Source organism: Streptomyces sp. NPDC050422 (assembly GCF_044458665.1).
In the GTDB taxonomy this organism is placed as follows: Bacteria; Actinomycetota; Actinomycetes; order Streptomycetales; family Streptomycetaceae; genus Streptomyces.
The window spans coordinates 49255-72936 of sequence record NZ_JBITIE010000025.1; the positions used below are offsets into that span (position 1 = coordinate 49255).

The 23682-nt window shown below is 73.0% G+C and carries 16 protein-coding genes; 14 read left to right on the plus strand and 2 right to left on the minus strand.

Features of this window, described 5'->3' with window-relative positions; genetic code table 11:
• The first annotated feature begins 2 nt into the window (after positions 1-2).
• From ACIBJG_RS32750 to ACIBJG_RS32815, 14 genes are all read left to right on the plus strand, one after another.
• Positions 3-1268 carry a 6-phospho-beta-glucosidase gene (locus tag ACIBJG_RS32750; RefSeq protein ID WP_399313104.1) on the plus strand — a complete coding sequence of 422 codons (1266 nt, stop codon included), beginning with the start codon at positions 3-5 and terminating at the stop codon, positions 1266-1268.
• Positions 1259-2233 carry an N-acetylglucosamine kinase gene (locus ACIBJG_RS32755; protein ID WP_399313106.1) on the plus strand — a complete coding sequence of 325 codons (975 nt, stop codon included), beginning with the start codon at positions 1259-1261 and terminating at the stop codon, positions 2231-2233. Before ACIBJG_RS32750 ends, ACIBJG_RS32755 begins: the two co-directional genes overlap by 10 nt.
• 344 nt (positions 2234-2577) lie before the next feature.
• On the plus strand, positions 2578-3978 hold the full coding sequence (locus ACIBJG_RS32760; RefSeq protein ID WP_399313108.1) for a hypothetical protein: 1401 nt from the start codon (positions 2578-2580) through the stop codon (positions 3976-3978).
• An 89-nt stretch (positions 3979-4067) separates the two neighbouring features.
• The gene (locus ACIBJG_RS32765; RefSeq protein ID WP_399313181.1) at positions 4068-5039 is read left to right on the plus strand and encodes a glutamate ABC transporter substrate-binding protein; all 972 of its coding nucleotides are present in this window, start codon (positions 4068-4070) and stop codon (positions 5037-5039) included.
• A gap of 99 nt (positions 5040-5138) precedes the next feature.
• On the plus strand, positions 5139-6473 hold the full coding sequence (locus ACIBJG_RS32770) for a hypothetical protein (protein WP_399313110.1): 1335 nt from the start codon (positions 5139-5141) through the stop codon (positions 6471-6473).
• Positions 6474-6567: 94 nt separating this feature from the next.
• Positions 6568-9354 carry a tetratricopeptide repeat protein gene (locus tag ACIBJG_RS32775; RefSeq protein ID WP_399313112.1) on the plus strand — a complete coding sequence of 929 codons (2787 nt, stop codon included), beginning with the start codon at positions 6568-6570 and terminating at the stop codon, positions 9352-9354.
• Complete coding sequence (locus ACIBJG_RS32780) at positions 9351-10691, plus strand: PP2C family serine/threonine-protein phosphatase (protein ID WP_399313113.1); 1341 nt, start codon at positions 9351-9353, stop codon at positions 10689-10691. Before ACIBJG_RS32775 ends, ACIBJG_RS32780 begins: the two co-directional genes overlap by 4 nt.
• Positions 10692-10805: 114 nt before the next feature.
• Positions 10806-12158 (plus strand): VWA domain-containing protein, encoded by a 1353-nt coding sequence (locus ACIBJG_RS32785; protein WP_399313115.1) that lies wholly within the window; start codon positions 10806-10808, stop codon positions 12156-12158.
• A gap of 106 nt (positions 12159-12264) precedes the next feature.
• Positions 12265-13644 carry an FHA domain-containing protein gene (locus ACIBJG_RS32790; RefSeq protein WP_399313117.1) on the plus strand — a complete coding sequence of 460 codons (1380 nt, stop codon included), beginning with the start codon at positions 12265-12267 and terminating at the stop codon, positions 13642-13644.
• A 121-nt stretch (positions 13645-13765) separates the two neighbouring features.
• The gene (locus ACIBJG_RS32795; protein WP_399313119.1) at positions 13766-14170 is read left to right on the plus strand and encodes a globin; all 405 of its coding nucleotides are present in this window, start codon (positions 13766-13768) and stop codon (positions 14168-14170) included.
• Between the two features lie 166 nt (positions 14171-14336).
• The gene (locus ACIBJG_RS32800) at positions 14337-17657 is read left to right on the plus strand and encodes an ABC transporter permease (protein WP_399313121.1); all 3321 of its coding nucleotides are present in this window, start codon (positions 14337-14339) and stop codon (positions 17655-17657) included.
• Between the two features lies 1 nt (position 17658).
• Positions 17659-20484, plus strand: coding sequence for an FtsX-like permease family protein (locus ACIBJG_RS32805; protein ID WP_399313122.1), 2826 nt, complete (start codon positions 17659-17661; stop codon positions 20482-20484).
• Positions 20481-21449, plus strand: coding sequence for an ABC transporter ATP-binding protein (locus ACIBJG_RS32810; protein ID WP_399313124.1), 969 nt, complete (start codon positions 20481-20483; stop codon positions 21447-21449). The genes ACIBJG_RS32805 and ACIBJG_RS32810 overlap by 4 nt, the downstream gene beginning before the upstream one ends.
• Positions 21450-21522: 73 nt before the next feature.
• The gene (locus tag ACIBJG_RS32815) at positions 21523-22572 is read left to right on the plus strand and encodes a DUF2804 domain-containing protein (protein ID WP_399313126.1); all 1050 of its coding nucleotides are present in this window, start codon (positions 21523-21525) and stop codon (positions 22570-22572) included.
• Between the two features lie 5 nt (positions 22573-22577).
• On the opposite strand, the gene ACIBJG_RS32820 is transcribed toward ACIBJG_RS32815, so the two are convergent.
• Together ACIBJG_RS32820 and ACIBJG_RS32825 are read right to left on the minus strand one after the other, a co-directional pair.
• Positions 22578-23261: a hypothetical protein gene (locus ACIBJG_RS32820; RefSeq protein ID WP_399313128.1), complete on the minus strand. Its 684-nt coding sequence runs from the start codon at positions 23259-23261 to the stop codon at positions 22578-22580.
• Positions 23258-23680, minus strand: a complete 423-nt coding sequence (locus tag ACIBJG_RS32825; RefSeq protein ID WP_399313130.1) for an acyl-CoA thioesterase — start codon at positions 23678-23680, stop codon at positions 23258-23260. Before ACIBJG_RS32825 ends, ACIBJG_RS32820 begins: the two co-directional genes overlap by 4 nt.
• Between the last annotated feature and the right edge of the window lie 2 nt (positions 23681-23682).

Consider the following 23682-nt stretch of genomic DNA (forward strand, 5'->3'; position numbering starts at 1 on the left):
TCATGAAGCTCGCAGTAGTGGGTGGCGGGTCCACCTACACACCTGAACTGATCGACGGCTTCGCACGGCTGCGGGACACCCTGCCGGTCGAGGAGCTCGTGCTCGTCGACCCGGCGGCCGACCGGCTCGAACTCGTCGGTGGCCTCGCCCGGCGGATCTTCGCCAAACAGGGCCACCCGGGGAGGATCGTCACCACCTCGGACATCGACGCGGGCGTCGCCGACGCCGACGCGGTCCTGCTCCAGCTGCGCGTGGGCGGCCAGGCCGCCCGCAACCAGGACGAGACGTGGCCGCTGGAGTGCGGCTGCGTCGGTCAGGAGACCACCGGGGCCGGCGGCCTCGCCAAGGCCCTGCGCACCGTCCCGGTCGTCCTGGACATCGCCGAGCGCGTCCGGCGCACCAACCCGAACGCGTGGATCATCGACTTCACCAACCCGGTGGGCATCGTCACCCGGGCGCTGCTCCAGGCCGGGCACAAGGCCGTCGGCCTGTGCAACGTGGCGATCGGCTTCCAGCGCAAGTTCGCAGCTCTGCTCGACGTGACCCCCGGCGAGGTGCACCTCGACCATGTCGGGCTGAACCATCTGAGCTGGGAGCTCGGGGTGCGTCTCGGCGGCCCGGAGGGCGAGAACGTGCTGCCGCGGCTCATCGCCGAGCACGGCGACGCGATCGCGGACGACCTGCACATGCCGCGGGCGATCGTGGACCGGCTCGGTGTGGTCCCCTCGTACTACCTGCGCTACTTCTACGCGCACGACGAGGTCGTGCGGGAGCTCGGCACCAAGCCCTCGCGGGCGGCCGAGGTCGCCCTGATGGAGAAGGAACTCCTCGCCATGTACGGGGACCCTGCGCTCGACGAGAAGCCCGCGCTGCTCGCCAAGCGGGGCGGCGCCTTCTACTCGGAGGCGGCCGTGGACCTGGCGGCCTCGCTGCTCGGCGGCAGCGGCTCCACGCACCAGGTCGTCAACACGTACAACAAGGGGACGCTGCCCTTCCTGCCGGACGACGCGGTGATCGAGGTGCAGGCGAAGGTCGGCGCGTCGGGCGCGACGCCGCTCGCCGTGCCGGCGCTGGACCCGCTGTACGCCGGACTGATCGCCAACGTGACGGCGTACGAGGACCTGGCGCTGGAGGCCGCCCTGCGCGGTGGCCGCGACCGGGTGTTCAAGGCGCTGCTCGCGCACCCCCTGATCGGCCAGTTCGAGTACGCCGAGGCGCTCACCGACAAGCTGGTCGCGCACAACCGGGAGCACCTCGCGTGGGCGTGAACGGTTCGGTCCTCGCGATCGACGCGGGGAACAGCAAGACCGATGTGGCACTCATCGGTGAGGACGGCACCCTGCTGTCCACGGCCCGCGGCGGCGGCTTCCAGCCGCCGGTGGTCGGTGTCGGTACGGCCGTGGACGTGCTCGGCGCGGCGGTGGAGCAGGTGCTGGAATCGGCCGGTGCGGACGCCCGGTCCGTCGCCCATGTGTCCGCCTGTCTCGCCAACGCCGATCTGCCGGTCGAGGAGGAGCAGTTGACCGCAGCCCTGCGGGCCCGTGGCTGGGGCCGCACGGTGGAGGTGCGCAACGACACCTTCGCGATCCTGCGGGCCGGGGCGGACGAGCCGCGCGGGGTGGCCGTCGTGTGCGGTGCGGGGATCAACTGTGTCGGCATGGTGCCGGACGGGCGGACCGCGCGCTTCCCCGCGATCGGCCGGATATCCGGTGACTGGGGCGGCGGTTCGGGGCTCTCCGAGGAGGCGATGTGGTTCGCCTCGCGCGCCGAGGACGGCCGCGGTGAGCCGACCGAGCTGGCCCGTGCGCTGCCCGCGCACTTCGGGCTCGACTCGATGTACGCGCTGATAGAGGCGCTGCATCTGGGCCGGATCGAGTCCGGGCGGCGCCATGAGCTGTCGCCGGTGCTGTTCGCGACCGCCGCGGCCGGTGACGCGGTGGCACGCGGGCTCGTGGACCGGCTGGCCGATGAGGTCGTGGCGCTGTCCTCGGTCGCGCTGTCCCGCCTGGGGCTGCTCGGGGAGGAGGCCCCGGTGGTACTGGGCGGCAGCGTTCTGGCCGCCCGCCACCAGCAGTTGGACGACCGCATCGCCGGACTCCTCGCCGTGCGCGCCCCCAAGGCGGTGGTGCGGGTGATGAAGGAGTCCCCGGTGCTGGGTGCCGGGCTGCTGGGTCTGGACCGCACGGGCGCGGTGCCGGAGGTGCACGCCCGGCTTCGGTCGCAGTACGTCTGACCAACGGCTGTCGGCCGCTCCGGCGGGTGTCGGAGGCGTCCCGTAACCTTCGGGTTGTGGGACGCCTTCTGCGTACGGGAACCGATCAGTTGCCCCGGACGTGTTCATGAGTGGGGAGATCGATTCGCTTCGGGGGATTGCGCCGTTCGTCTTGATCGACGGCGTCGGCCTTGATCGAATGCTGTGTGACTGCAGCTGATCACAGGTGGCTGCTTCATGGACCGGTGCAGGATCCGGGCGTTCGCCATGTGGACGCCGGTCCCTGCGGCCATACTTCTGGCCGGGTACCAGTCCCCCGATCGGCCGGGGGGCGGGCCACCGTCAGTGACCGAGGGGGAGGTCAAGTGACATACCCGCCGAATGTACGCCCGGCGCCGCAGCACGCGCCGGAGCAGCAGCCTGCGCCCGCGTCCGTACCCGCGCCGGCGCCGCACAGCGCCCGGGCGGTCGTGGCGGAGCGGCTGCGTGCCGCGGCGACCACCGAGCCTGGCCGGCTCCAGATCATCGGGGCCGTGCTGGCCCTGCTCGTCGTCGCGTTCGGGGCCGTGACGGCGTTCGAGATCAACGACCGCGCGGCGGCGGCGAACGACGTGGTGGAGCACAGCCAGCCGCTCAGCGCGACCGCGGCGAACATCTACCGCTCACTGGCCGATGCCGACGCGGCGGCCGCGAGCGGCTTCCTGGCCGGACCGCAGGAACCCCGCCCGGTGCACGATCAGTACGTGAAGGACATCGACGACGCCTCCCGCCTGCTGGTGGAAGCCGCGGCCAACACGGACGCGTCGACGAAGTCCGGCCACGAGATCACCACGCTCAACGAGGAACTCCCGCGCTACACCGGGCTGATCGAGCGCGCCCGCGCCAACAACCGGCAGGGGCTGCCGCTCGGCGGCGCCTACCTCCGCTACGCGAACCAGAAGATGGCGAACGAGCTGCTGCCGGCCGCCGAGCGGCTGTACACGGCGGAGACGGACCGGCTGGACCAGGACTACCGGTCCGCACGGACGTGGCCCTTCCTCTCGCTCGGCGTCGGCGTCATCGCCCTGGCCGTGCTGTTCTGGGCGCAGCGGCGCAACTACCGCAGGACCAACCGGGTGTTCAACCACGGCCTGCTCGCGGCCACCGCGGCGGCGACCGTCGTGCTGCTGTGGCTGGCGGTGGGGCACACGGTGGCCAGGTCCGATCTGGCCGAGGCCAACACGCACGGGCAGCAGTCCCTGGACGTGCTCAACCGGGCGCGGATCGACTCGCTGAAGGCGCGCTCCAGCGAGAACCTCACGGTGGTCGCCCGCGGTGCGGTGCTCACCGCTGACGGCAAGAGCGACAAGTACGAGACCGACTACGGCACGGGCATGAAGGCACTCGGCGAAGAGCTGAGCAAGGCCGCGAAGCTCGCCGATGACACCGACGACACCGAGGGCGGCAAGCCCGTGGCGGACGCCATCAAGGCTGTCACCGAGTGGCAGGGCCGCCACCGGACCGCCCGCAAGACCGACGACGGCGGCGACTACGACCTGGCGCTGGAGCAGATCATCGGTTCGGAGAACTCGACGGGTGAGTCCTTCAGCCGGGTGGACGAAGCGCTGCGCAAGGCGCTCGCCCACGAGCAGAGCGAATTCACCCAGGCTGCCGAGGACGGGCGCGGCGCCCTGGGCGGGCTGCCGATCGGGGCCGCGGTCCTCGCCGTGCTGGGCGCGGTGGCGGCGATCGTCGGGGTCAACCGCAGGCTCTCGGAGTTCCGGTGACAGGGGGAGCGATGACAGCGAAGGACCCGAGGACGGGCCCGGGGACGGCCCGCAGGGGCCGGCTGCGCGGCTGGGGCGGGGTGACCGCCATGGCCGCGGCCTGTGCGGTGACGGCATCGCTGACCTTGCTGCCGCTCTCCCGCAGCGGCGAGTCCGCCTTCGACGCGGAGGGGGCCGGACCCGGGACGGCCCATGCCGTTCAGGCGCGGGCCGACGACTGCAAGGACCCGGAGGCCAGCCTGCTGCCCGGCCTGGCCGAGAGCGGCGCGATCAAGCGGATCAAGGAGCGCGGCAAGCTGATCGCCGGCGTCGACCAGAACAGCTTCCAGTGGGGGTTCCGCAACCCGGAGTCCGGGAATCTCGAAGGCTTCGACATCGACCTGGTGCGGGCCATCGCCAACGACATCCTCGGCAGCCCGGACAAGGTGATCTTCCGGGCGATCCCCACCAACCAGCGCATCGCCGCGCTGGAGAACGACAAGGTGGACGTCGTCGTCCGGACGATGACGATCAACTGCTCCCGGCTGGACCAGGTGTCGTTCTCCACGGCCTACTTCCAGGCCGGTCAGCAGGTCCTCGCGTCGAAGGAGGACACCGCGATCACCGGTTTCAACTCCTCGCTGGCCGGCAAGCGGGTCTGCACCGCCGAGGGCTCCACCGCGTACGAGGCGCTGGAGAAGGAGTCGTTCGGCTCCGTGTTCAAGGACGACCACGACGGCAGCGCGGCCGACGAGGACAAGCTGACCGTCCCCAACCAGCTGGACTGCCTGGTGCGGCTCCAGATGGGCGAGGTCGACGCGGTCGTCACGGACAACGCGCTGGCGGCCGGCCAGGCCGCCCAGGACCCGGCCGTGGAGCTCAAGGGAGACCCCTTCACCACCGAGTTCTACGGAGTGGCCACGAAGAAGGGTGCCGACGACCTGGTGTCCCGGGTCAACAAGGTGCTGGTCGACTACCGCGCCGGTGGCGCGGACAGTCTGTGGATGCAGTCGTACCGGAAATGGCTGAAGAAGGGTCTGCCCGGGATAACGGCGCCGCCGGCGCCCAAGTACCGGAACTAGAACCTGGTTCCCGGCCGGTGAGCAACTGATGACCGGCCGGCGGTCGACAGCACTGATCCTGCCGGGCCCCGCCCGGCAGGAAGAGCGGAGAGGTGATCGATGGGCGTCGCGGGCCCCTTCCCCAGCTACGCGGCCCGGCCTCCGGGCCCGGTCATGGACCGGGACGAGGCCGACCGCGCGCTGGCCCGGCTCGGTGCGGAGCACGAGGCGATCGAGACCTCGCTCCTCGCCCTGCAGGACCACGCCGGGCGCCGGCTGCTGGAGGGCGCCGACCTCACCGGTGTCACCAAGGAGCGCTGGAGCTCCACCGAGCAGTCGATCACGCTGTTGTGGACCTACTTCGACGCGTACGCGGGAGCGCTGAACCGGGCACGCGAGGTGCGGGCCCGGCGCCGTCAGCCCAACCGCGAGGACCTGGTGGCGCTCACCGAGCTGCTGCGCGGCGAGGGGATCACGGTCGCGCACGCCGCCGCCGGTCACGATCCGTCGATCACCGGCCCGGCCCGGCTCTCCGAGCGCTTCACGCTGGAGGAACTGGTCCACCGGATGAACGAGCTGTACGCGCGCTCGCTCGACATGGTCGTCGCCTCCGACTCCGTGTGGTCGGCGATGCCCGCCCGGATAGATCTGCTCGCCGCCGAGCTGCGCCGCACCCACTCGCTGGCGCACTCGGTCGGCGTCCGGCCCGGGGAGCACCCGGCGGGCGATGACCTGGAGTCGATCGTGCAGGAGCTGACCACGCTGCGGGTGCAGGTGATCTCGGACCCGCTGGCGTTCTGGCTGCCGGGGCCCGGCAGTTCGGCACCGGGCGGCGGCCGCCCGGACACGACGCGCTACGACCGGGCGGCACGGGCGCTGGACGACGTGCGGCGGGAGGTCGAGGCGGTGCTCGCGGTCCGGCAGGACGCCGAGCAGCGTCTGGTCCAGCTGCGCGATGTCCTGTCCCGGGCGGACCGCACCCTGACCGAGGCCAGGGCGGCGCGCGGTGAGGTGCTGGCGAAGATCGCCGCGTCCGAGGTGCCCGCGGTCAACGGGCCGCCGACGGCGCTCCAGGAGCGGCTGGCCGCCGCGTCGGAGTACCGCAGGCATGCCCAGTGGCACCGGCTCTCACCGTTGTTGGAGTCCCTGGAGCAGCAGGCCGGCGAGGAGTTGCTGAGGGCCCGGGAGCAGCTGACGGCGGTCACGGCGCCGCTGGCCGTCCGGGCGGAACTGCGGGGCCGGCTCGACGCGTACAAGGCGAAGGTCGCCCGGCACGGCCTGGCGGAGGACCCGGTCCTCATCGAGCGGTACGACGCGGCGCGCCGGATGCTGTGGAGCGCCCCGTGCGATCTGCGGGTCGCCGCGCTGGCGGTGCAGCGCTATCAGGACGCGGCGCTGGACATGCTGGCCGGGCGCGGGCCGTTGGGCCCCGAGGACCGGAGGGGGCGACCGTGAGACGTTCGGGGGCCTTGGGTCACCTGGTGTGCGGGACGGGTAGTGACGGAGCGTCGTGGCCGCCGCGGCTCCGGGGCGAACAGGGGGAATGACCATGAGTACGCAGTGCCAGCGCCCCGCGTGCGAGGGCAGTTACGAGGACATGGGCGGCGGTGAGCTGTACTGCGACACCTGCGGTCTGGCTCCGGTCGTGTCACCGAATGGCATGGTGAGTTCGCCGCCCACCGGTATCGCGGGCGGCGGCCGGGGCAGCAGGGGCAGCAACAGCTCCTCGGCCCGCAGCAGTTCGCAGGCGTCGTCGAGGGCCTCCTCACGGTCTTCGTCGCGTTCGTCGACGTCGCGGCGGTCGGTGTCGGGTCGGCTCTCTCGCGCGTTGTCCGGGAGCGCCACGTCGCGTTCGGTCTCGGTGCGTTCCTCGGCCAAGTCGACGGGCTCCTCGGGCCGCAACCGGCTGGGCGCCGGGCTGGTGCTCGTACCGGACGTGCCGCGTCCCGATCCGCGCACCGCCGTGATGGACAACCCGGAGGTGCCGGAGCGCAAGCGGTTCTGCTCGCGTTCGGACTGCGGGGCGCCGGTGGGCCGGGCCCGGGGCGAGCGGCCGGGGCGTACGGAGGGGTTCTGCACCAAGTGCGGCCACCCGTACTCCTTCGTGCCCAAGCTCCAGGAGGGCGACATCGTCCACGGCCAGTACGAGGTCGCGGGGTGTCTGGCGCACGGCGGGCTCGGCTGGGTCTACCTCGCCGTGGACCGTGCGGTGTCCGACCGCTGGGTGGTGCTCAAGGGCCTGCTCGACACGGGTGACCAGGACGCCATGGCCGCGGCCATCTCGGAGCGCCGGTTCCTCGCCGAGATCGAGCACTCCAACATCGTCCGGATCTACAACTTCGTCGAGCACCTCGACCAGCGGACCGGTTCGCTCGACGGCTACATCGTCATGGAGTACGTGGGCGGCAAGGCGCTCAAGGAGATCGCCAACGAGCGCCGCACCCCTGCCGGGAAGCGGGATCCGCTGCCGGTCGAGCAGGCGTGCGCGTTCGGCATCGAGGCGCTGGAGGCGCTGGGCCATCTGCACAGCCGCAACCTGCTGTACTGCGACTTCAAGGTCGACAACGCGATCCAGACCGAGGACCAGCTGAAGCTGATCGACATGGGCGCGGTGCGCAGGATGGACGACGACGAGTCGGCCATCTACGGCACGGTGGGGTACCAGGCGCCGGAGGTCGCGGAGGCCGGCCCTTCGGTGGCCTCCGACCTGTACACGGTCGCGCGGACGCTGGCGGTGCTCACCTTCGACTTCCAGGGGTACACGAACGTCTTCGTGGACTCGCTGCCGGACCCGGACAACATCGAGGTGTTCCGGACCTACGAGTCGTTCTACCGGCTGCTGGTGCGCGCGACCGATCCCGATCCGGCACGGCGGTTCGCCTCCGCCGTGGAGATGGCGGAGCAGCTGACGGGCGTGCTGCGCGAGGTGGTGTCGCTGCAGACGGGGCGTCCGCGCCCGGCGCTGTCGACGCTGTTCGGTGCGGAGTTGCGGGTCACCGACACGGAGCTCTTCACCATCCGTACCGGTGATGTCTCGCGGCTGGGTGCCAGGTCGCCGGAGCCCGGCCGGGCCGGGCTCTTCGGACGGCGCAGGGGCGGCGGGGTGCCGGTGGCACCGCCCGCGTCCCCGCCGGCCGCGGTGGCGCCGCCCGGCGGTGTCCCGGGCGCCCTGCCCGCCGGCCCGCCCGCCGGGTTCGCCGCGGGGGCCGGACCGCTGCCCTCCACCACGACGCATGTCCGCGGCGGAGCCCCGGGCTCCGGGGGGAACGGCATCCCGGCGCCGTACGCGCAGACCCAGGCGGCCATTCCGGCCCCCCGGGTCTCGGTCGAGAGCCCCGGCGCCGTGCCGGGGCCGTACAGCGCGATCGGACCACGGCTGGCCGGGCTCGATGTGCGCGGGACCTCGCTGGCGCTGCCCGTCCCCCGGGTCGACGCGAGCGACCCCAACGCGGGGTTCCTCGCCGGGGTGATGGCGTCGGCACCCGCCGAACTGATCGCCGCACTCCAGGCTGTGCCGGCCGCCTCGTTGGAGACCCGGCTGCGTGAGCTGCGGGCCGCCCTGGAGATGAACGACCTCGGCGGCGCGACGGAGACCCTGACGGCGCTGGAGGCGAAGCACCCGGACGACTGGCGGGTGGTCTGGTACCGCGGGCTCACCTCCCTGGTGTCCGGCGACAAGGAGAACGCGGCGCTGTCCTTCGACGCGGTCTACGACGCGTTCCCCGGGGAGCCCGCGCCGAAGCTGGCCCTCGGTATCTGCGCGGAGGTTCTGGGGCAGCTGGACAACGCCGCGGAGTACTACCGGCTGGTGTGGATGACCGACCCGAGCTTCGTGAGCGCGGCGTTCGGCCTGGCCCGGGTGCAGATCGCGGCCGGGGACCGGGGCGGTGCCGTCAGGACCCTGGAGTCGGTGCCGGAGGCGTCGATCCACTTCACGGCGGCCCGCGTCGCCGCGGTGCGGGCCCGGCTGCGCGAGCGGGCCCCGGACGACCCGCTGATCACCGATCTGATGGCCGCCTCGGCGCAGGTCTCGGGGCTGGCCGGGCTGGGTCTGGACGCGGTACGCCGCGAGCAGTTGTCGACCGAGGTGCTGGGGACGGCGCTGGACTGGGTACTCTCCGGTAGTCCCACGGCTCGGCCCTCGGACCCGAAGTCGGCCCCGTACGCGGGGGCGCAGGGGCCGAAGACGCTGCTCGGCAGTGAGTTGGACGAGCGCGGCCTGCGTTTCGGGCTGGAGAGGTCGTACCGGATGCTCGCCCGGCTTGCGGAGCCCGGTGACGAGAGGATCGAACTGGTGGAGCGGGCCAACCGTTTCCGCCCCCGAACGTGGGTGTGAACATGTCGCAGAATCACCAGGAGACGGCCTTGTCGAGGTGTCCCGGCTGCGAGGAACCGCTGGAGCCGGGGGACCTGTTCTGCGGTGCGTGCGGGTACGACCTGTCGGCCGTGCCCGAGCCTCCGCAGGACCGTCCGACGGTCGCCATCGCCACCCCGGCCACCCCGGCCCCCCCGGCCCCCCCGGCCGCGGAGGCTGCGCCGGCTGCCGGTCCCGGGCCGGTACCCGGCTCCCCCGCGGGCGGGGAAGGCTCGCCGCCACCGCCGCCCGTCGGCGCCCCGTCGGCCACCCGTTTCGACGGGCCCGACGCGTCGGGCGACTTCGAGCTGGCCGCTCCGGCGGCCGCGGGAGCGGCGCCCGCGCCCGACCCGCGTACCTCCCCCGACCCCGACCCGGCTCCGGCCCCGTCGGCCGGGTCCAAGGTGTGTGTGGCCTGCCGGGCCGGCCGGGTCGACAACGACGGCTACTGCGAGAACTGCGGCCACGCCCAGCCTCGCGAGCGCGATCACATGGAGCAGGAGCTCGGTTCGGTCGCCGCCGTCAGCGACCGCGGACTGCGGCATCACCGCAACGAGGACTCGTTCGCCGTGTCGACCACCGCGCTCCCGGACGGCTCGCCGGCCGTCGTCGCGATCGTCTGCGACGGGGTGTCGTCGGCCAGCCGGCCCGACGAGGCCTCGGCCGCCGCCTCGCACGCCGCCAACGAGGCGCTGCTGAACTCGCTGCCGCGCGGCACGCATCCGCAGCAGGCGATGCACGAGGCGATCGTCGCCGCCGCCGAGTCGGTCAACCTGCTCGCGCAGGACTCCGCCCAGGCCCAGGAGCAGGATCCGCACCGCCATCAGAACGCCCCGGCCTGCACCCTGGTCGGCGCGATCATGGCGAGCGGTCTGCTGGTCGTCGGCTGGGTCGGCGACAGCCGCGTGTACTGGGTGCCCGAGGACCGCACCAGTGCGCCGGCCCGGCTCACCGAGGACGACTCCTGGGCCGCGCAGATGGTCGCGGCCGGCCTGATGAACGAGGCGGAGGCGTACGCCGACGAGCGCGCCCACGCCATCACGGGCTGGCTCGGCGCGGACGCCTACGAACTGGAGCCGCACACCGCGTCGTTCAAACCGGACCGGCCGGGGCTCGTCGTGGTCTGCACGGACGGCTTGTGGAACTACGCGGAGTCCGCGGCCGAAATGGCCGCCGCGGTGCCCGAGGACGCGTACGAAAGGCCGCTGCACGGCGCCCAGGTGCTGGTGGGTCACGCGCTCGACGGCGGCGGCCACGACAACGTAACAGTGGCCCTGGTGCCGTTCGCCGTACCACCGCAAGGGGCAGGATCCGCCTGAAGCAGCGGGTGAGTCCCCTACCGTCCGCCCCCGTTCCGTCCGCCCCGCACCTCCGATGCCTTTGCCCGCACATCTGTCTTCATCTGACATGTGGAGCCTCAAGGAGCCGATCAGATGGCCAACTTCTCCAAGTCGAACGTGCCGCAGTTCTCCGTCGAGGTGTACCAGAACGAATATCTGCCCGAGGGCGGCCGTGAGGTCAACGGCATCATCACGGTCACGTCGACCGGGGGCGGTACCACCGGCGGCGTTCCCCTGACGGGTGCGACGCCCTCGCAGCTGCCGGGCGGTGCCACCGGCGCAGCGGTGGTGATCATGGTGGACTGCTCGGGTTCGATGGACTACCCGCCGACCAAGATGCGCAACGCCCGCGACGCGCCGGCGGCGGCCATCGACACCCTGCGCGACGGCACCTCCTTCGCCGTGGTGGGCGGCACGCACGTGGCCAAGGAGGTATACCCGGGCAACGGGCGGCTCGCCGTCGCCGATGCGCAGACCAAGGCCCAGGCGAAGGAGGCCCTGCGCCGGCTCAGCGCGGGCGGCGGTACGGCGATCGGGACCTGGCTGCGGCTGGCCGACCGGCTGCTCGGCGCCGCCGACGTGGAGATCCGGCACGGGATCCTGCTGACGGACGGGCGCAACGAGCACGAGGCCCCGGAGGACCTGCGGGCCGCGCTCGACGCGTGCGCGGGCCGGTTCACGTGTGACGCCCGCGGTGTCGGCACCGACTGGGAGGTGAAAGAGGTCACAGCGATCGCCGCCGCGCTGCTCGGCACGGCCGACATCGTCGCCGACCCGTCGGGGCTGGCCGCGGACTTCACGCAGATGATGGAGAACGCGATGGGCAAGGAGGTCGCGGACGTCGCGCTGCGGCTCTGGACCCCGGTCGGCGTGGAGATCAAGTTCGTGAAGCAGGTAGCGCCGACGGTGGCCGAGCTGACCGACCGCCGCACCGAGGCCGGGCCGCGTGCGGGCGACTACCCCACCGGTTCCTGGGGGGACGAGTCCCGCGACTACCACGTGTGCGTGCAGGTTCCGGAGGCCGGTATCGGGCAGGAAATGCTGGCGGCCCGCGTCTCGCTGATCCTTCCCGACCCGGCCGGCGGGGCGCCCCAGACCTTGTCGCAGGGCCTGGTACGGGCGGTGTGGACGGACGACATGGTGGCGTCGACCTCGATCAATCCGCAGGTGGCGCACTACACGGGTCAGGCGGAACTGGCACAAGTCATCCAGCAGGGGCTCGATGCACGCAAGTCGGGAGACTTCGACGGCGCGACGGCCAAACTCGGCCGTGCGGTGCAGTTGGCATCGGCGTCCGGGAACGAGGACACTGCGAAACTGCTTTCGAAGGTGGTAGACGTCGTCGACGCGGCGACCGGTACTGTGCGACTGAAGGCGAAGGTCGCGGAAGCGGACGAGATGACACTCGAAACGCGCTCCACGAAGACGGTTCGCGTCAAGAAATAACCACATATCCGCACTGATGAGCCGCCCGACCGGCCAGGTCCGCCGGGCGGCGACGCAAGAAAAATGACGGCCCCCGGGCCGGACGAGGAGAGGGGGAAGCGCCGACATGCCGACATGCCCGAACGGACACCAGTCGGGTTCCGAGGACTGGTGCGAGGTCTGCGGCCACCGCATGGCCGGGCCGGGCGCGCCTGCGGGCGCCGTCCCCCCGCCGCCTCCCCCGCCACCCGCGCCCGGCTACGGATACCCGCAGGGCTCCGGCCCCGATGCGACCCAGCAGGCCGAGCTCTGCCCCCAGTGCCGCACCCCGCGGGAGTCCATGGCTCCGTTCTGCGAGGAGTGCCGCTGGAACTTCCTCACGAACACCGCGACGTCGTACACGCCGCTGGCTCCGCAGCACGGCGCTCCGGGCGGTCCCGTCCCCGGGCTCAATCTGCCGCCGGGCTTCCAGGCCCAGCAGCCGCCCGGCCCGCCGCAGCCGCGTGAGCCCCGCGATCCGTTCGAGTACCAGAGCTCGCGCCCCTCGCAGGTGAACCGGTCGGCCGAACCGCTCTCCTCGGGTCCGGGCGGCCCGCCCGGACCGCCGGGACCGGGCCCCCAGCCCCCTCACCCGTTCCAGCAGCAGGGCCAGCAGCAGGGCCAGCACGGCCCGCCGCCTCCGCCGCCGTTCCAGCAGCATGAACAGCAGGGCGGCCCGCAGGGTTTCCCGCAGGGCCGGCAGCACGCCCAGCAGGGGAATTCGCCGCAGGGCTCACCCCCGCCGCCGTTCCAGCAGCAGAATTCACCGCAGGGTTCGCCTCCGCCGCCGTTCCAGCAGCAGCAGAGCGCGCCGCCGGCGTTCCAGCAGACGGCTCCCCCGGTCTTCGAGCAGCCCGGACCGCCTGCCCCGCCGCAGCAGCCGCAGGCGCCGCAGACCGGCGGTGACGACTGGCTGCTGTCGCCGCCCTCGCAGGCCCAGGGCCCGCAGACGCCCATGCAGCAGCAGCCGTACCCCGACCGGCAGAACCAGGGACCGGGCCTGCACCAGGGCCCCGGACCGGGTCAGGGGCATGGCCAGGACCAGGGCCAGGCGCCGCTGTCCATGAACTGGACCGCGGTCATCTCCCCCGACCGCGAGTACTTCCTGGCGATGATGCAGCGCAGCGGCCCCGAGGCCACCGGGCTCAACCTCCCGGCGTACTCACCGGAACAGCAGCTGCCGCTCACCGGCAACCAGATCACCATCGGCCGCCGCCGGCACAGCACGGGCGAGTCCCCGGACATCGACCTGTCCGTGCCCCCGGAGGACCCGGGGGTCTCGCACCAGCACGCGGTGCTGGTGCAGCAGCCGGACAGCAGCTGGGCCGTGGTCGACCAGAACTCGACGAACGGCACCACGCTCAACGGCGCCGAGGACCCGATCCAGCCCTACGTCCCCGTACCGCTCCAGGACGGCGACCAGGTGCACGTCGGGGCGTGGACGACGATCACGATCCGCCGGGACTGACGCGGATCCGAAGCACATACGGCCGGCGAGGGAGCACTCCTCGCCGGCCGTCGTGCTGCCCGCGCCGGCCGGCTTCACCCGGCCGCCCGTGCCCGGCCGGTGCGTCTGCGACCATGGACACGTGACTGAGAATCCGCGCGACACGCTGCAGGAGCTGACCTTCTACGAGCTGGTCGGCGGCGAGGACACCTTCCGGCGCCTGGTCCACCGCTTCTACCAGGGCGTGGCCGGTGACCCGCTGCTGCGGCCGATGTACCCGGAGGAGGATCTGGGCCCGGCCGAGGAGCGGTTCACGCTCTTCCTGATGCAGTACTGGGGCGGTCCCCGCACCTACAGCGACGAGCGCGGACACCCCCGGCTGCGGATGCGGCACGCACCGTTCCGGGTGGACCGTGCCGCGCACGACGCCTGGCTGAGCCATATGCGGGAGGCGCTGGACGAACTCGCGCTGGCCCCGGAGCACGACCGGCAGCTGTGGGACTACCTCACCTACGCGGCCGCGTCGATGGTGAACACCGAGGGCTGAGACCCGATCACATGTGTGCGGAATCCGGAACTCCGACTTCGGATAGCGATCACAATCGCATCAAGGTCTGCCCGTAAGCGGTTTCGGTCGTAGCCGCCTTCTGACAGCATCCGTTACGACGCGCCGGGGGCGGTGAGCGCGCTGTGAGCGGTGACCAGGGGGCCAGGTGACGGGGTTCGTCTTTCTGCGGGTGCGGGCCCATCGGCTCCTGCTCGCCGCGGCCGTCCTGGCCGTCCTCCTCACCACCTCGGTCCTGGCCGCCCTCACCGCCTTCTCCGGCTCCGTCGGTGACGCCGCACTGCGCCACAACCTCGCCCACCGGTCGGCCGCGCCCGCGGCTCTCGTCATATCCGTGCAGGCGGAGCGCGACCGTCGGGACGCCGCGGAGGCGTCCGTGCGCCGGGCCGCCCACGACACGTTCGACGGGCTCCCGGTGACCGTACGGAAACTGGAGTCCTCCGGGCCGTACGCGCTGCCGCGCAGCCTGCAGGACCCCGCCGCCCGTAGCGGCGATCCCGACCTCACGCACTTCGCCTCCCTCGACCGCAGCCGGGTCCGGCTCGCCGCCGGCCGCATGCCGGACGCCGGCGCGGGAGAGGCCGGCGCCCCCGTCCAGGTCGCGCTCCCCGCCACCGCCGCCGACGTCCTCGGGCTGAAGCCCGGCGCCCGGCTGAAGGTCACCGACCGGCTCGGCGGCAGACCGGTCCAGATCCTGGTCACCGGCCTCTACCGGGCCGCGGACCAGTCCGATCCATACTGGAAACTGGACGCGCTCGGGGGGCGCGGCATCCGCAAGCTGGTCTTCACGACGTACGGTCCGCTGCTCACCGACCCGGCCGTGCTCGGCTCCGGCCGGATCAGCTCCGGTGAGATGTCCTGGCTGGCCTCCGCCGACTTCGGGACCGTCACGACGGACCGGATGGCCGCGCTGCACGACTCGGCGACGACCGGCCCGAAGGCCCTGCTCTCCGCGCCGGAGTTCAAGGACGGGGCCCATGCGCAGACCTCGCTGCCCACCGTCCTCGACGAGATCGACCGGGCCCTGCTCGTCTCCCGCTCGACGCTGACGATCGTGGCGGTGCAGCTGGTCCTGCTCGCCGGGTACGCCCTGCTGCTGGTGGCACGGCTGCTCAGCAGCGAGCGCGGCGGCGAGACCCGGCTGCTGCGGGCGCGCGGCGGGTCGCGTGCCCGGATCACCTCGTTCGCGGCGATCGAGGGGCTGCTGCTCGCGCTGCCGGCCGCCGTCGTCGCCCCGCTGCTCGCCGGACCGCTGACCCGCCTGCTGGCGGACCACGGCGAACTCGGCCGGATCGGCCTGCGGCTCGACGGAGACGTCACCGGCCAGGTGTGGCTGATCGCGGGCGTCACCGCGCTGGCGTGCGCGCTCGCGGTCGTCGCCCCGGCCCTGGCCAACGGCGCCGGGGGCCGGCGGTCCACCCGTTCCGCCGCGCTGCCCGCACCGGTGCGGGCGGGCGCGGACATCGCTCTACTGGTGATCGCCGCGGTCGCGTACTGGCAGCTGGACCGGCAGACCGAGGGCTCGGGCGGTGGCGGGCTCAGCGGCGACCGCGAGGGCGAACTCGGCATCGATCCCCTGCTGGTGGCCGCGCCCGCGCTGGCGCTGCTCGCCGGCACCGTACTGACGCTGCGTCTGCTGCCGCCCGCCGCCAGGCTCGCGGAACGCCGCGCGGCCGGTGGCCGGGGACTGGCGGCGGCGCTGGCGGGCTGGCAGTTCAGCCGGCGCCCCCAGCGGGGGGCCGGACCGGTGCTGCTGCTGGTGCTCGCGGTGGCGATGGGGATGCTGGCGATCGGGCAGAGCGCCTCCTGGGACCGTTCGCAGAGCGATCAGGCGGACTTCAGGTCCGGCGCGTCGGTGCGTATGACCGGCGGTGTCAACGCGGACCCGGCGAAGTCCGGTGCGTACGCGAAGGTGCCGGGCGTACGGGACGCGGCGCCCGCATTCCGCACGTCGGTGGACCTCTCCGACGAGCGCACCGCCGACGTCCTCGCGCTGGACACCGCGCACGCCGACGAGCGGATGCTGATGCGCGGCGACCTCGGCGACGGCACGGTGGACCGGCTGTTCGACAGCCTCGCCCCGGCGGCGACGGCCCGCCCCGGACTGCTGCTGCCGAAGGACAGCACCCAGCTCCGCTTCGACGTACGGATCTCCGCGGTGACCGCGCCCGGCAAGGTCTCGCCGTCCGGCATGGGGCCGCTGGTCACCGTGGGACTCGAGGACCGCTACGGCCTTGCGTACCAGGTGGTCGCCGGTTCCGTACCCGTCGACGGCAAGGTGCATCCGGTCTCGGTCGACGTGGCCGCCGCCGGCGAGCTCGCCGTCACCGGGATCGAACTGAACGGCAATCAGCCCGTCGGCCGGGGGGAGTCGCACCGGCTCACCGTGAGCGCCCTGCGGACCGCCGGGCCGGGCGGCGCCGAGCAGCCGGTCCCGGTCCCCGACGGATTCCGCTGGCAGGCCGCCGTGACCGCCGCCGTGTTCGGTGAGGTACGGCCGGGCGAGGACGTCCACCCGACCGCCTCGGCCACGAAACCGCTGGGCCTCGACTACACCACGGGGTTCGTCACACCCGAGGACGCGGTGTACGAGCTTCCGACCCTCCATGTCCGGATCACCGCAGGCCGCACCAAGGCGCCCGCCCTGAACGCCGTGGCCACGGACGCCTATCTGAAGGCGACGGGGGCCAGGCAGGGGCAGCACGTCGACGTCACGCTGGCCGGTGAGACGGTCCGGGTGAAGATCGCGCGGACGGTGCACCGGCTGCCGACCACCGGGCCCGGCTCCGGCTCCTCCGACTCCGCCGAGGAGACGCAACGGGCGCGGGACGGCGGGGCGCTGCTCCTCGACATCCGGTCCCTGGGCCGGGTCTTCGCCGAGCGCCCGAACGCCCGGTTCACCGCCACCGAATGGTGGCTGAGCACCGAACCGGGCCGGGCCGCGGAGGTCGCGGACGCGCTCCGCAAGCAGCCCGACACCGACCCCGTACAGGTGCAGGTGCGCGACGAGGTCGCCGAGGACCTGATCAGCGATCCGCTGGGGGCCGGCCCGCAGTCCGCGCTCCTGGCGGTGGCGGTCGTCGCCGCCGCGCTGGCCGCGGTCGGCTTCGCGGTGGCCGCGGCCGGATCGCGGCGGGAGCGTTCCGCCGAGTTCGCCGTGCTGCGGGCCCTGGGCACGCCCCGCCGTCAGCTGGCCCGGATGACCGCCGCCGAACAGGGCGTACTGATCGCGATCGCACTGCTCGTCGGGGCCCTGCTCGGCGCGCTGCTCACCCGGGCGGTCGTGCCGCTGATCGTGCTGACCGGGCAGGCGTCCCAGCCGGTTCCCCCGGTGCTGGTGCAGTTGCCGGCCGGGCAGGTGGCCCTGCTGCTGGCCGGGGTGGCGGCGCTGCCGTTGATCAGCATCGCGGTCCTCGCGCGGCGCCGCACCGACCCGGCGATATCGCTGCGCACCCAGGGGGACAGCTGACATGAGCCCGCGATCGAGAGCCCCCCGTGCCGCACCCGCCTGCGCCCCCTGGGTCCGCACCCGGCTGCGGACGGCCCCCGGTGCCGCCTGCGCGTTCGCGCTGCTGGTGATGGTGACGGCCTTCCTCGCAGCGGCCTTCCCCCGGGCCGTCGACAGCTACGAGAACCAGGGGCTGCGCCACGACCTCGCCGCCGCAGCCCCCACACGCAGCGTCCTGGAACTGACCGGACCCCAGCCCGGCCTGGAACTGCCCGACGCGGCCCGCGAGTCCGCGGTGCGCGAGAACACCCTGGAGTCCGCGCAACACCGGCTCCTGGCCGGGCTGCCCGACCCGGTACGGGCCGACGCCTCCCAGTCCGCGTACGGGGTGCGGACCTCGGACTCGATCACGGCGAGCGAGCCGTGGTTCCCCCGCCCCTACGGCCTCGACCCCCAGCTGACGTACGCCACCCAGTCCGCGCTGCCCGAACACTCCATTCTGCGCACGGGGAAGTGGCCGGCCGTCCACGGCACGGTCTCCCTCACCACCAGGGAGGTCGAGGCCGCCGTCACCGAGCAGACCGCGAAGGCGCTGCGGATCAAGCCCGGCGCGACGGTCTCCGTCCCGACCCACGGCGGTGAGGCGCTGACCGTACGGATCACCGGGATCGTCACGCCCCGGGAGCCCGAGGCCTCCTACTGGTCGGCCGAACCCCTGCTCCGTACGCCGTCCCTGGTCCTCCAGCACAAGCCCAAGCCCAGCCAGGATGATCCGCGCTACTACTGGGCCGCCGCGCTGCTGCTCCCGCCGGACGCCGCGCCGGCCCTGCTCTCCACCATCGGGCAGCCGGAGGTGTACTGGCGGATCGCGCCCGACGGTTCGCGGCTCACCGCGCTCGACGCACCGCGGCTGCGAACCGCTGTGGCCTCCATGGAGGGCGGCCCGGAGCTGCTGAAGATGCGCGCGGTGGCGGGTGGCGAGGTCGCGTTGACGACCGATCTGGACGAGATCCTGACGGCGTACGACGGGATGCGCGGCGCGATCGAGCCGGTCGTCACGGTCGCCGCCGTCGGGATCGGAGCCGTCGCGGCCGTCGTCCTGCTGATGACGGGCGGTCTGATGGCCGGCCGCCGCCACACCGAACTGGCCCTGCTGCGGGCCCGCGGCGGATCCCTGCCCGGCATCGGCGGGCGCCTGCTGGCCGAGACCGCGGCAGGGGCCGTGCCCGCCGGGGCGCTGGGTCTGCTGCTCGCGCTCCTGGCGGTCGGCGAGGCCCGGCCGTGGCCCGCGGTGGCCGGCGCCGCCGCGGTCGTCGTCCTGGTCTGCGTCGCACTTCCGCTGCGGACGACGCTGCTGCACCGCACCCCGCAGTTGCACGGCGGACGCGACGACCTGGTGGCCGCCCGGCCGTCGCGTCGGCGTACCGTCGCCGAACTCACCCTGCTGGTCCTGGCCGTCGGCGCCGTCGCCGCGCTGCGCCGGCGCGGTACGGACAGCGACGGCGGCACGGACCTGCTGATCAGCGCGGCCCCGGTGCTGGTCGGGCTGATCGCGGCCGTGGTCCTCGTCCGGCTCTACCCGCTGCCGCTGCGGCTCGCGCTGCGTTCCGTGGCCCGGCTGCGCGGTGCGGTCGGCTTCCTGTCGCTGGCCCGCGCCGGGCGCTCCTCGGCGGCCGGCACCCTGCCCCTGCTCGCACTGCTGGTCGCGCTGACGACGGCGGCCTTCGGCGGTTCGGTACTCGCCGGCGTCGCGGACGCCCGGGACGACGCGGCGGTGCGCGCCATCGGCGCCGATGCCCGGATCAGCGGCCAGGCCGACTCCATCCCCCTGCCGGACCGTGTGGTCCGTGCGGTGCGCGAGACAGACGGTGTACGGGACACGGCCCGCGTGCAGATCGAGTACGGGGTCGCGCTGCCGATGCCCGATGCCGGCTTCGTGGACTCCAAGGGGGCCACCCTGATCGGCGTCGACCCGGTCACGTACGCCAGGCTGTCCCGCTCCACCGGCATCGGTGCCTTCCCGGCCGACCGGCTGAAGGCGACCGGGCCGGCGACGCCGAAGGGAACGATGCCGTCGAAGGACCAGGTGCTGCCGGTCCTCGTCTCGCCGTCCGTCGCCGAGCGGCTCGGTGACCGGCCGCGTGAGCTGGAGTCGATGGCCGGGGACTTCAAGGTGCGGGTGGCGGGGACGGTGGCGCGTACACCCGCCGTCAGCGACACCTCGTTCATCATCGTGAACTCCGCCTCGCTCACCCATCGGCAGACCACCGCGCTGCTGCTCACCGGCGACCGACTGGACGCCGAGGCGCTGCGCACCGCCGCCCGCGCCCCGGGCGGGAGCTTCACCGTACAGATGCGCGCCGAGGAGCGTGCCACGTACGTCGACACCCCGATGCAGACCGGGGCCGAACGGATCTACACGGCGGCGATCGCGGCCGGCGCGGGCTACGCCCTGCTCGCCGTCCTCCTCTCGCTGCTGCAGACCGCCCCCGAACGCATGACGCTGCTGGCCCGGTTGCGCACCATGGGCCTCACCTCCCGGCAGGGCGGCCGCCTCCTCGCCTTCGAGGCCATGCCGCAGGCGCTGCTCGCCGCCGGCGGCGGGCTCCTCGTCGGCTGGGCGGCCATCGCGCTGCTGGCACCGGGCATCGATCTGATGCGCCTCGCACTCGCGGCCGGTCCCGGCTCCGGCCGGCCGGCCACCGCACCGCTGCGGACCGATCCGTGGTCGCTGGCCCTCCCGGCGCTGGGCGTGGTCGTCCTCGCCGCGGGGGTGGCCGGCGTGCAGGCCTGGTGGGCGGGGCGCCGCGGATCGATCACCGAACTCAGGGCAGGAGACTCCCGATGACGACACCGTCGACCGATGCCACGCTGGCGGAACTCGAGCAACGGGCCGCCGCCCGCCGGGACCGGCCCTCCTACGGGCACGACGCACTGATCGCCTGCGACCGGCTGGTCCGCATCTTCACCACGGACGGGGTGGAGGTACAGGCCCTTCAGGGACTCGATCTCCTGGTCACCGAGGGCGAGTTGCTGGCCCTGGTCGGGGCGTCCGGCAGCGGCAAGTCGACCTTGATGAACATCCTGGCGGGCCTGGACGAACCCACGGCGGGGGCCGCAAGGGTCGCGGGCTTCGACCTCCTCTCCATGGGACAGAAGGAACGGCTCCGCTACCGCCGGGACGTCGTCGGATTCGTCTGGCAGCAGACCTCCCGCAACCTGCTCCCCTACCTGACAGCGATCCAGAACGTCACGCTGCCGATGCAGCTGCGCGGCCGCGGCCGCACTCGCGAACGCACCGCACGCGCGGAGTCGTTGCTGACGATGCTGGAGGTGGCAGACTGCCGCGACCGGCGCCCGCACCAGATGTCGGGCGGTCAGCAGCAGCGGGTGGCGATCGCGGTCTCGCTGGCCAACTCGCCCTCGGTACTCCTCGCCGACGAGCCGACCGGGGAGCTGGACTCGGCCACCGGCGAACAGGTCTTCGCCGCCTTCCGCCGCGCGAACGAGGAGCTCGGCACGACGATCGTGATCGTCACCCACGACCAGGCGGTCGCGAACGAGGTCCGCCGCACGGTCGCCATCCGGGACGGCCGCACGTCCTTCGAGGTGCTGCGCCGTACGGAGGTCGACGCGGCGACGGGCCAGGAGTCCCAGGTGGCGCGCGAGTACGCGATGCTCGACCGCGCTGGCCGGCTGCAACTGCCCGCGGACTACACGGAGGCGCTGGGCATGGAGCACCGGGTGATGCTGGAACTGGAGCAGGACCACATCGGGGTGTGGCCGGACGGCGCAGGGCCCGAGCCCGAATAGGCTCCAGGGCCCGCCTCGGGCCCCGCCGCAGGCCTGCCGGGGAACGGTCCGGGGCCCGCTATAGGATCCGCGCATGACGACGTCCGAACACGAGATCACCGAGCCGGTCGACCTCTGCCTGCCCGACGGCACTCTCGATCCGGCTGCGGTCGGCTGGTCGCGGACGCCCCTGCACCGCGCCAATCTGCGCGGCTGGGGCCGGACGAAGCGCTGGGAGTACTGGTGCGTGACGACACCCACCCATCTGGTGGCGCTGACCGTCAGTGACCTGGACTTCCTCGCTCTGAACACCGTCTACCTGCTCGAATACGCACCGGGCGGGCTGGAGTTGGAGCGTACGGCGATCATCCCCGGCGGCTTCGGCGTCGAGCTCCCCGACAGCATCGCGGGCGCCCCCGGCTCCCGGGACGTGGTGGTCGGCCCCGAGCGGCCGTCCGGCGGCAAGGTGCGCGTCGAGATCCGCGACGAGAACGCCGGCACCCGGCTGAGGGCCCGCTGCCTGACCCCGGAGCGGCTGCCGCTGGAGGTCGACCTCCTGGTCGCCCGCCCGCCGGAGCACGAATCCCTGTCGGTCGTCGTCCCCTGGAGCGACCAGCGCTTCCAGTACACCTCCAAACACACCGCGCTCCCCGCGTCGGGCCGGGTCCGGATCGGCACCGAGTACCTGGAGTTCGACGGGGACGACACCTGGGCCGTCCTGGACCACGGCCGCGGCCGCTGGCCGCGCACGGTCGACTGGAACTGGGGCGCCGCGTCCGGACGCACCGGCGGACATACGGTGGGCCTGCAGTTCGGCGGGCGCTGGACGGCGGGCACCGGCTCCACCGAGAACGGGCTCTGCGTGGACGGCCGACTCACCAAGATCGGTGAGGAACTGGACTGGCGATGGTCCACGACCGACTTCCTCGCGCCCTGGACCATCCGTACGCCGGCGTCCGGCCAGGTCGACCTGACGTTCACCCCGTTCCACAACCGGTCGACGCGCACGGAGACCGGCCTGATCGACAACCGCACCGACCAGTGCTTCGGGTACTACGACGGGCGGGTCCGCACCGACGACGGCACGGAGATCGCCGTGGAACGCCTGCTGGGCTGGGCCGAGGACGTCCACATGCGCTGGTGACGCGGCTAGCCGCTCACCGAGACAGCCAGCGTCCCCAGGCCCCCGGCCGCACCCGCCCGCCGCAGGGCGATCGCCCCGTAAGGCGTACGCAGCCGCAGCCAGGCCCCCGTGGCCAGCAGGGCCACGGGGAAGTCCGGCGCGGCACGCAGGAAACCGAGAGCCTGTGCCGCGTGCACGGCGCGCAGCGGAAGCTCCGTGGCGCCGACGGTCCGCGACCAGATGTCCCGCCCGATGAGATCCCGCTCCGCCCGGGTGCGCCGCTCCTCGGGCAGTGCCGCGTCCCGCGTACGGAACTCGGCGACGGCGTCGTTCAGTACCGCACGCAGGGCGGGAGGATCGGGCAGCCCCGGCCGCTCCTGCCAGCCGCCGCGCGGAGGCAGCACACCGGTCCAGGGAGGCCCCGTCACCGGCGAGGGGACGGCGCCGGAGCCGGTCGACTCCTCCAGGGACTCGAGGAGCTCACCGGCGGACACGGTCACGTCGAACTGATGCGTGTCCGCCAGCCGTACCGCCCGGACAGCCAGCACCTCGAACGACGGCGGCCGGCCGAACACGGCCAGCGCACCGCCGCCCGCCTGCAGCCGTACGGCGGCGGCACGGTCGTAGTGGAGCAGCCGGCCGAGGAAGGCCGCGAGATCCGCGGCCTCCCTCGCGTCGGCGAACTGCAGGGACTGCACGGGCACGGTCATGCCGCAGCGGGCTCCTCGGCCAGGTACTGCTGGAGGAAGAGCTTCTCCTCCGCGGAGATCCGCCGGGGCCGTTCCTCGGCCAGGTCGTACGGGACGACGATGGTCGACGCCCGCACGTACACCTGATCCGGGTCCTTGATCTCGTACGCGATCGTGAGCGAGGCGGCACCTATCTTCGTGACCCACGACTCGACGGTCACCGGCGCGTGCCGGTGGACCAGCGGGCGCACGTAGTCGATCTCGTGCCGGGCCACGACGGATCCGCCCGCGAAGGACGGCGAGCCGTCCCCCGGCGCCAGCCGGAACATGAAGTCGATGCGCGCCTCCTCCAGGTAGCGGAGGAAGACCACGTTGTTCACGTGGCCGAAGGCATCCATGTCCGACCAGCGCAGCGGGCAGCTGTAGATGTGACGAGCCAAGA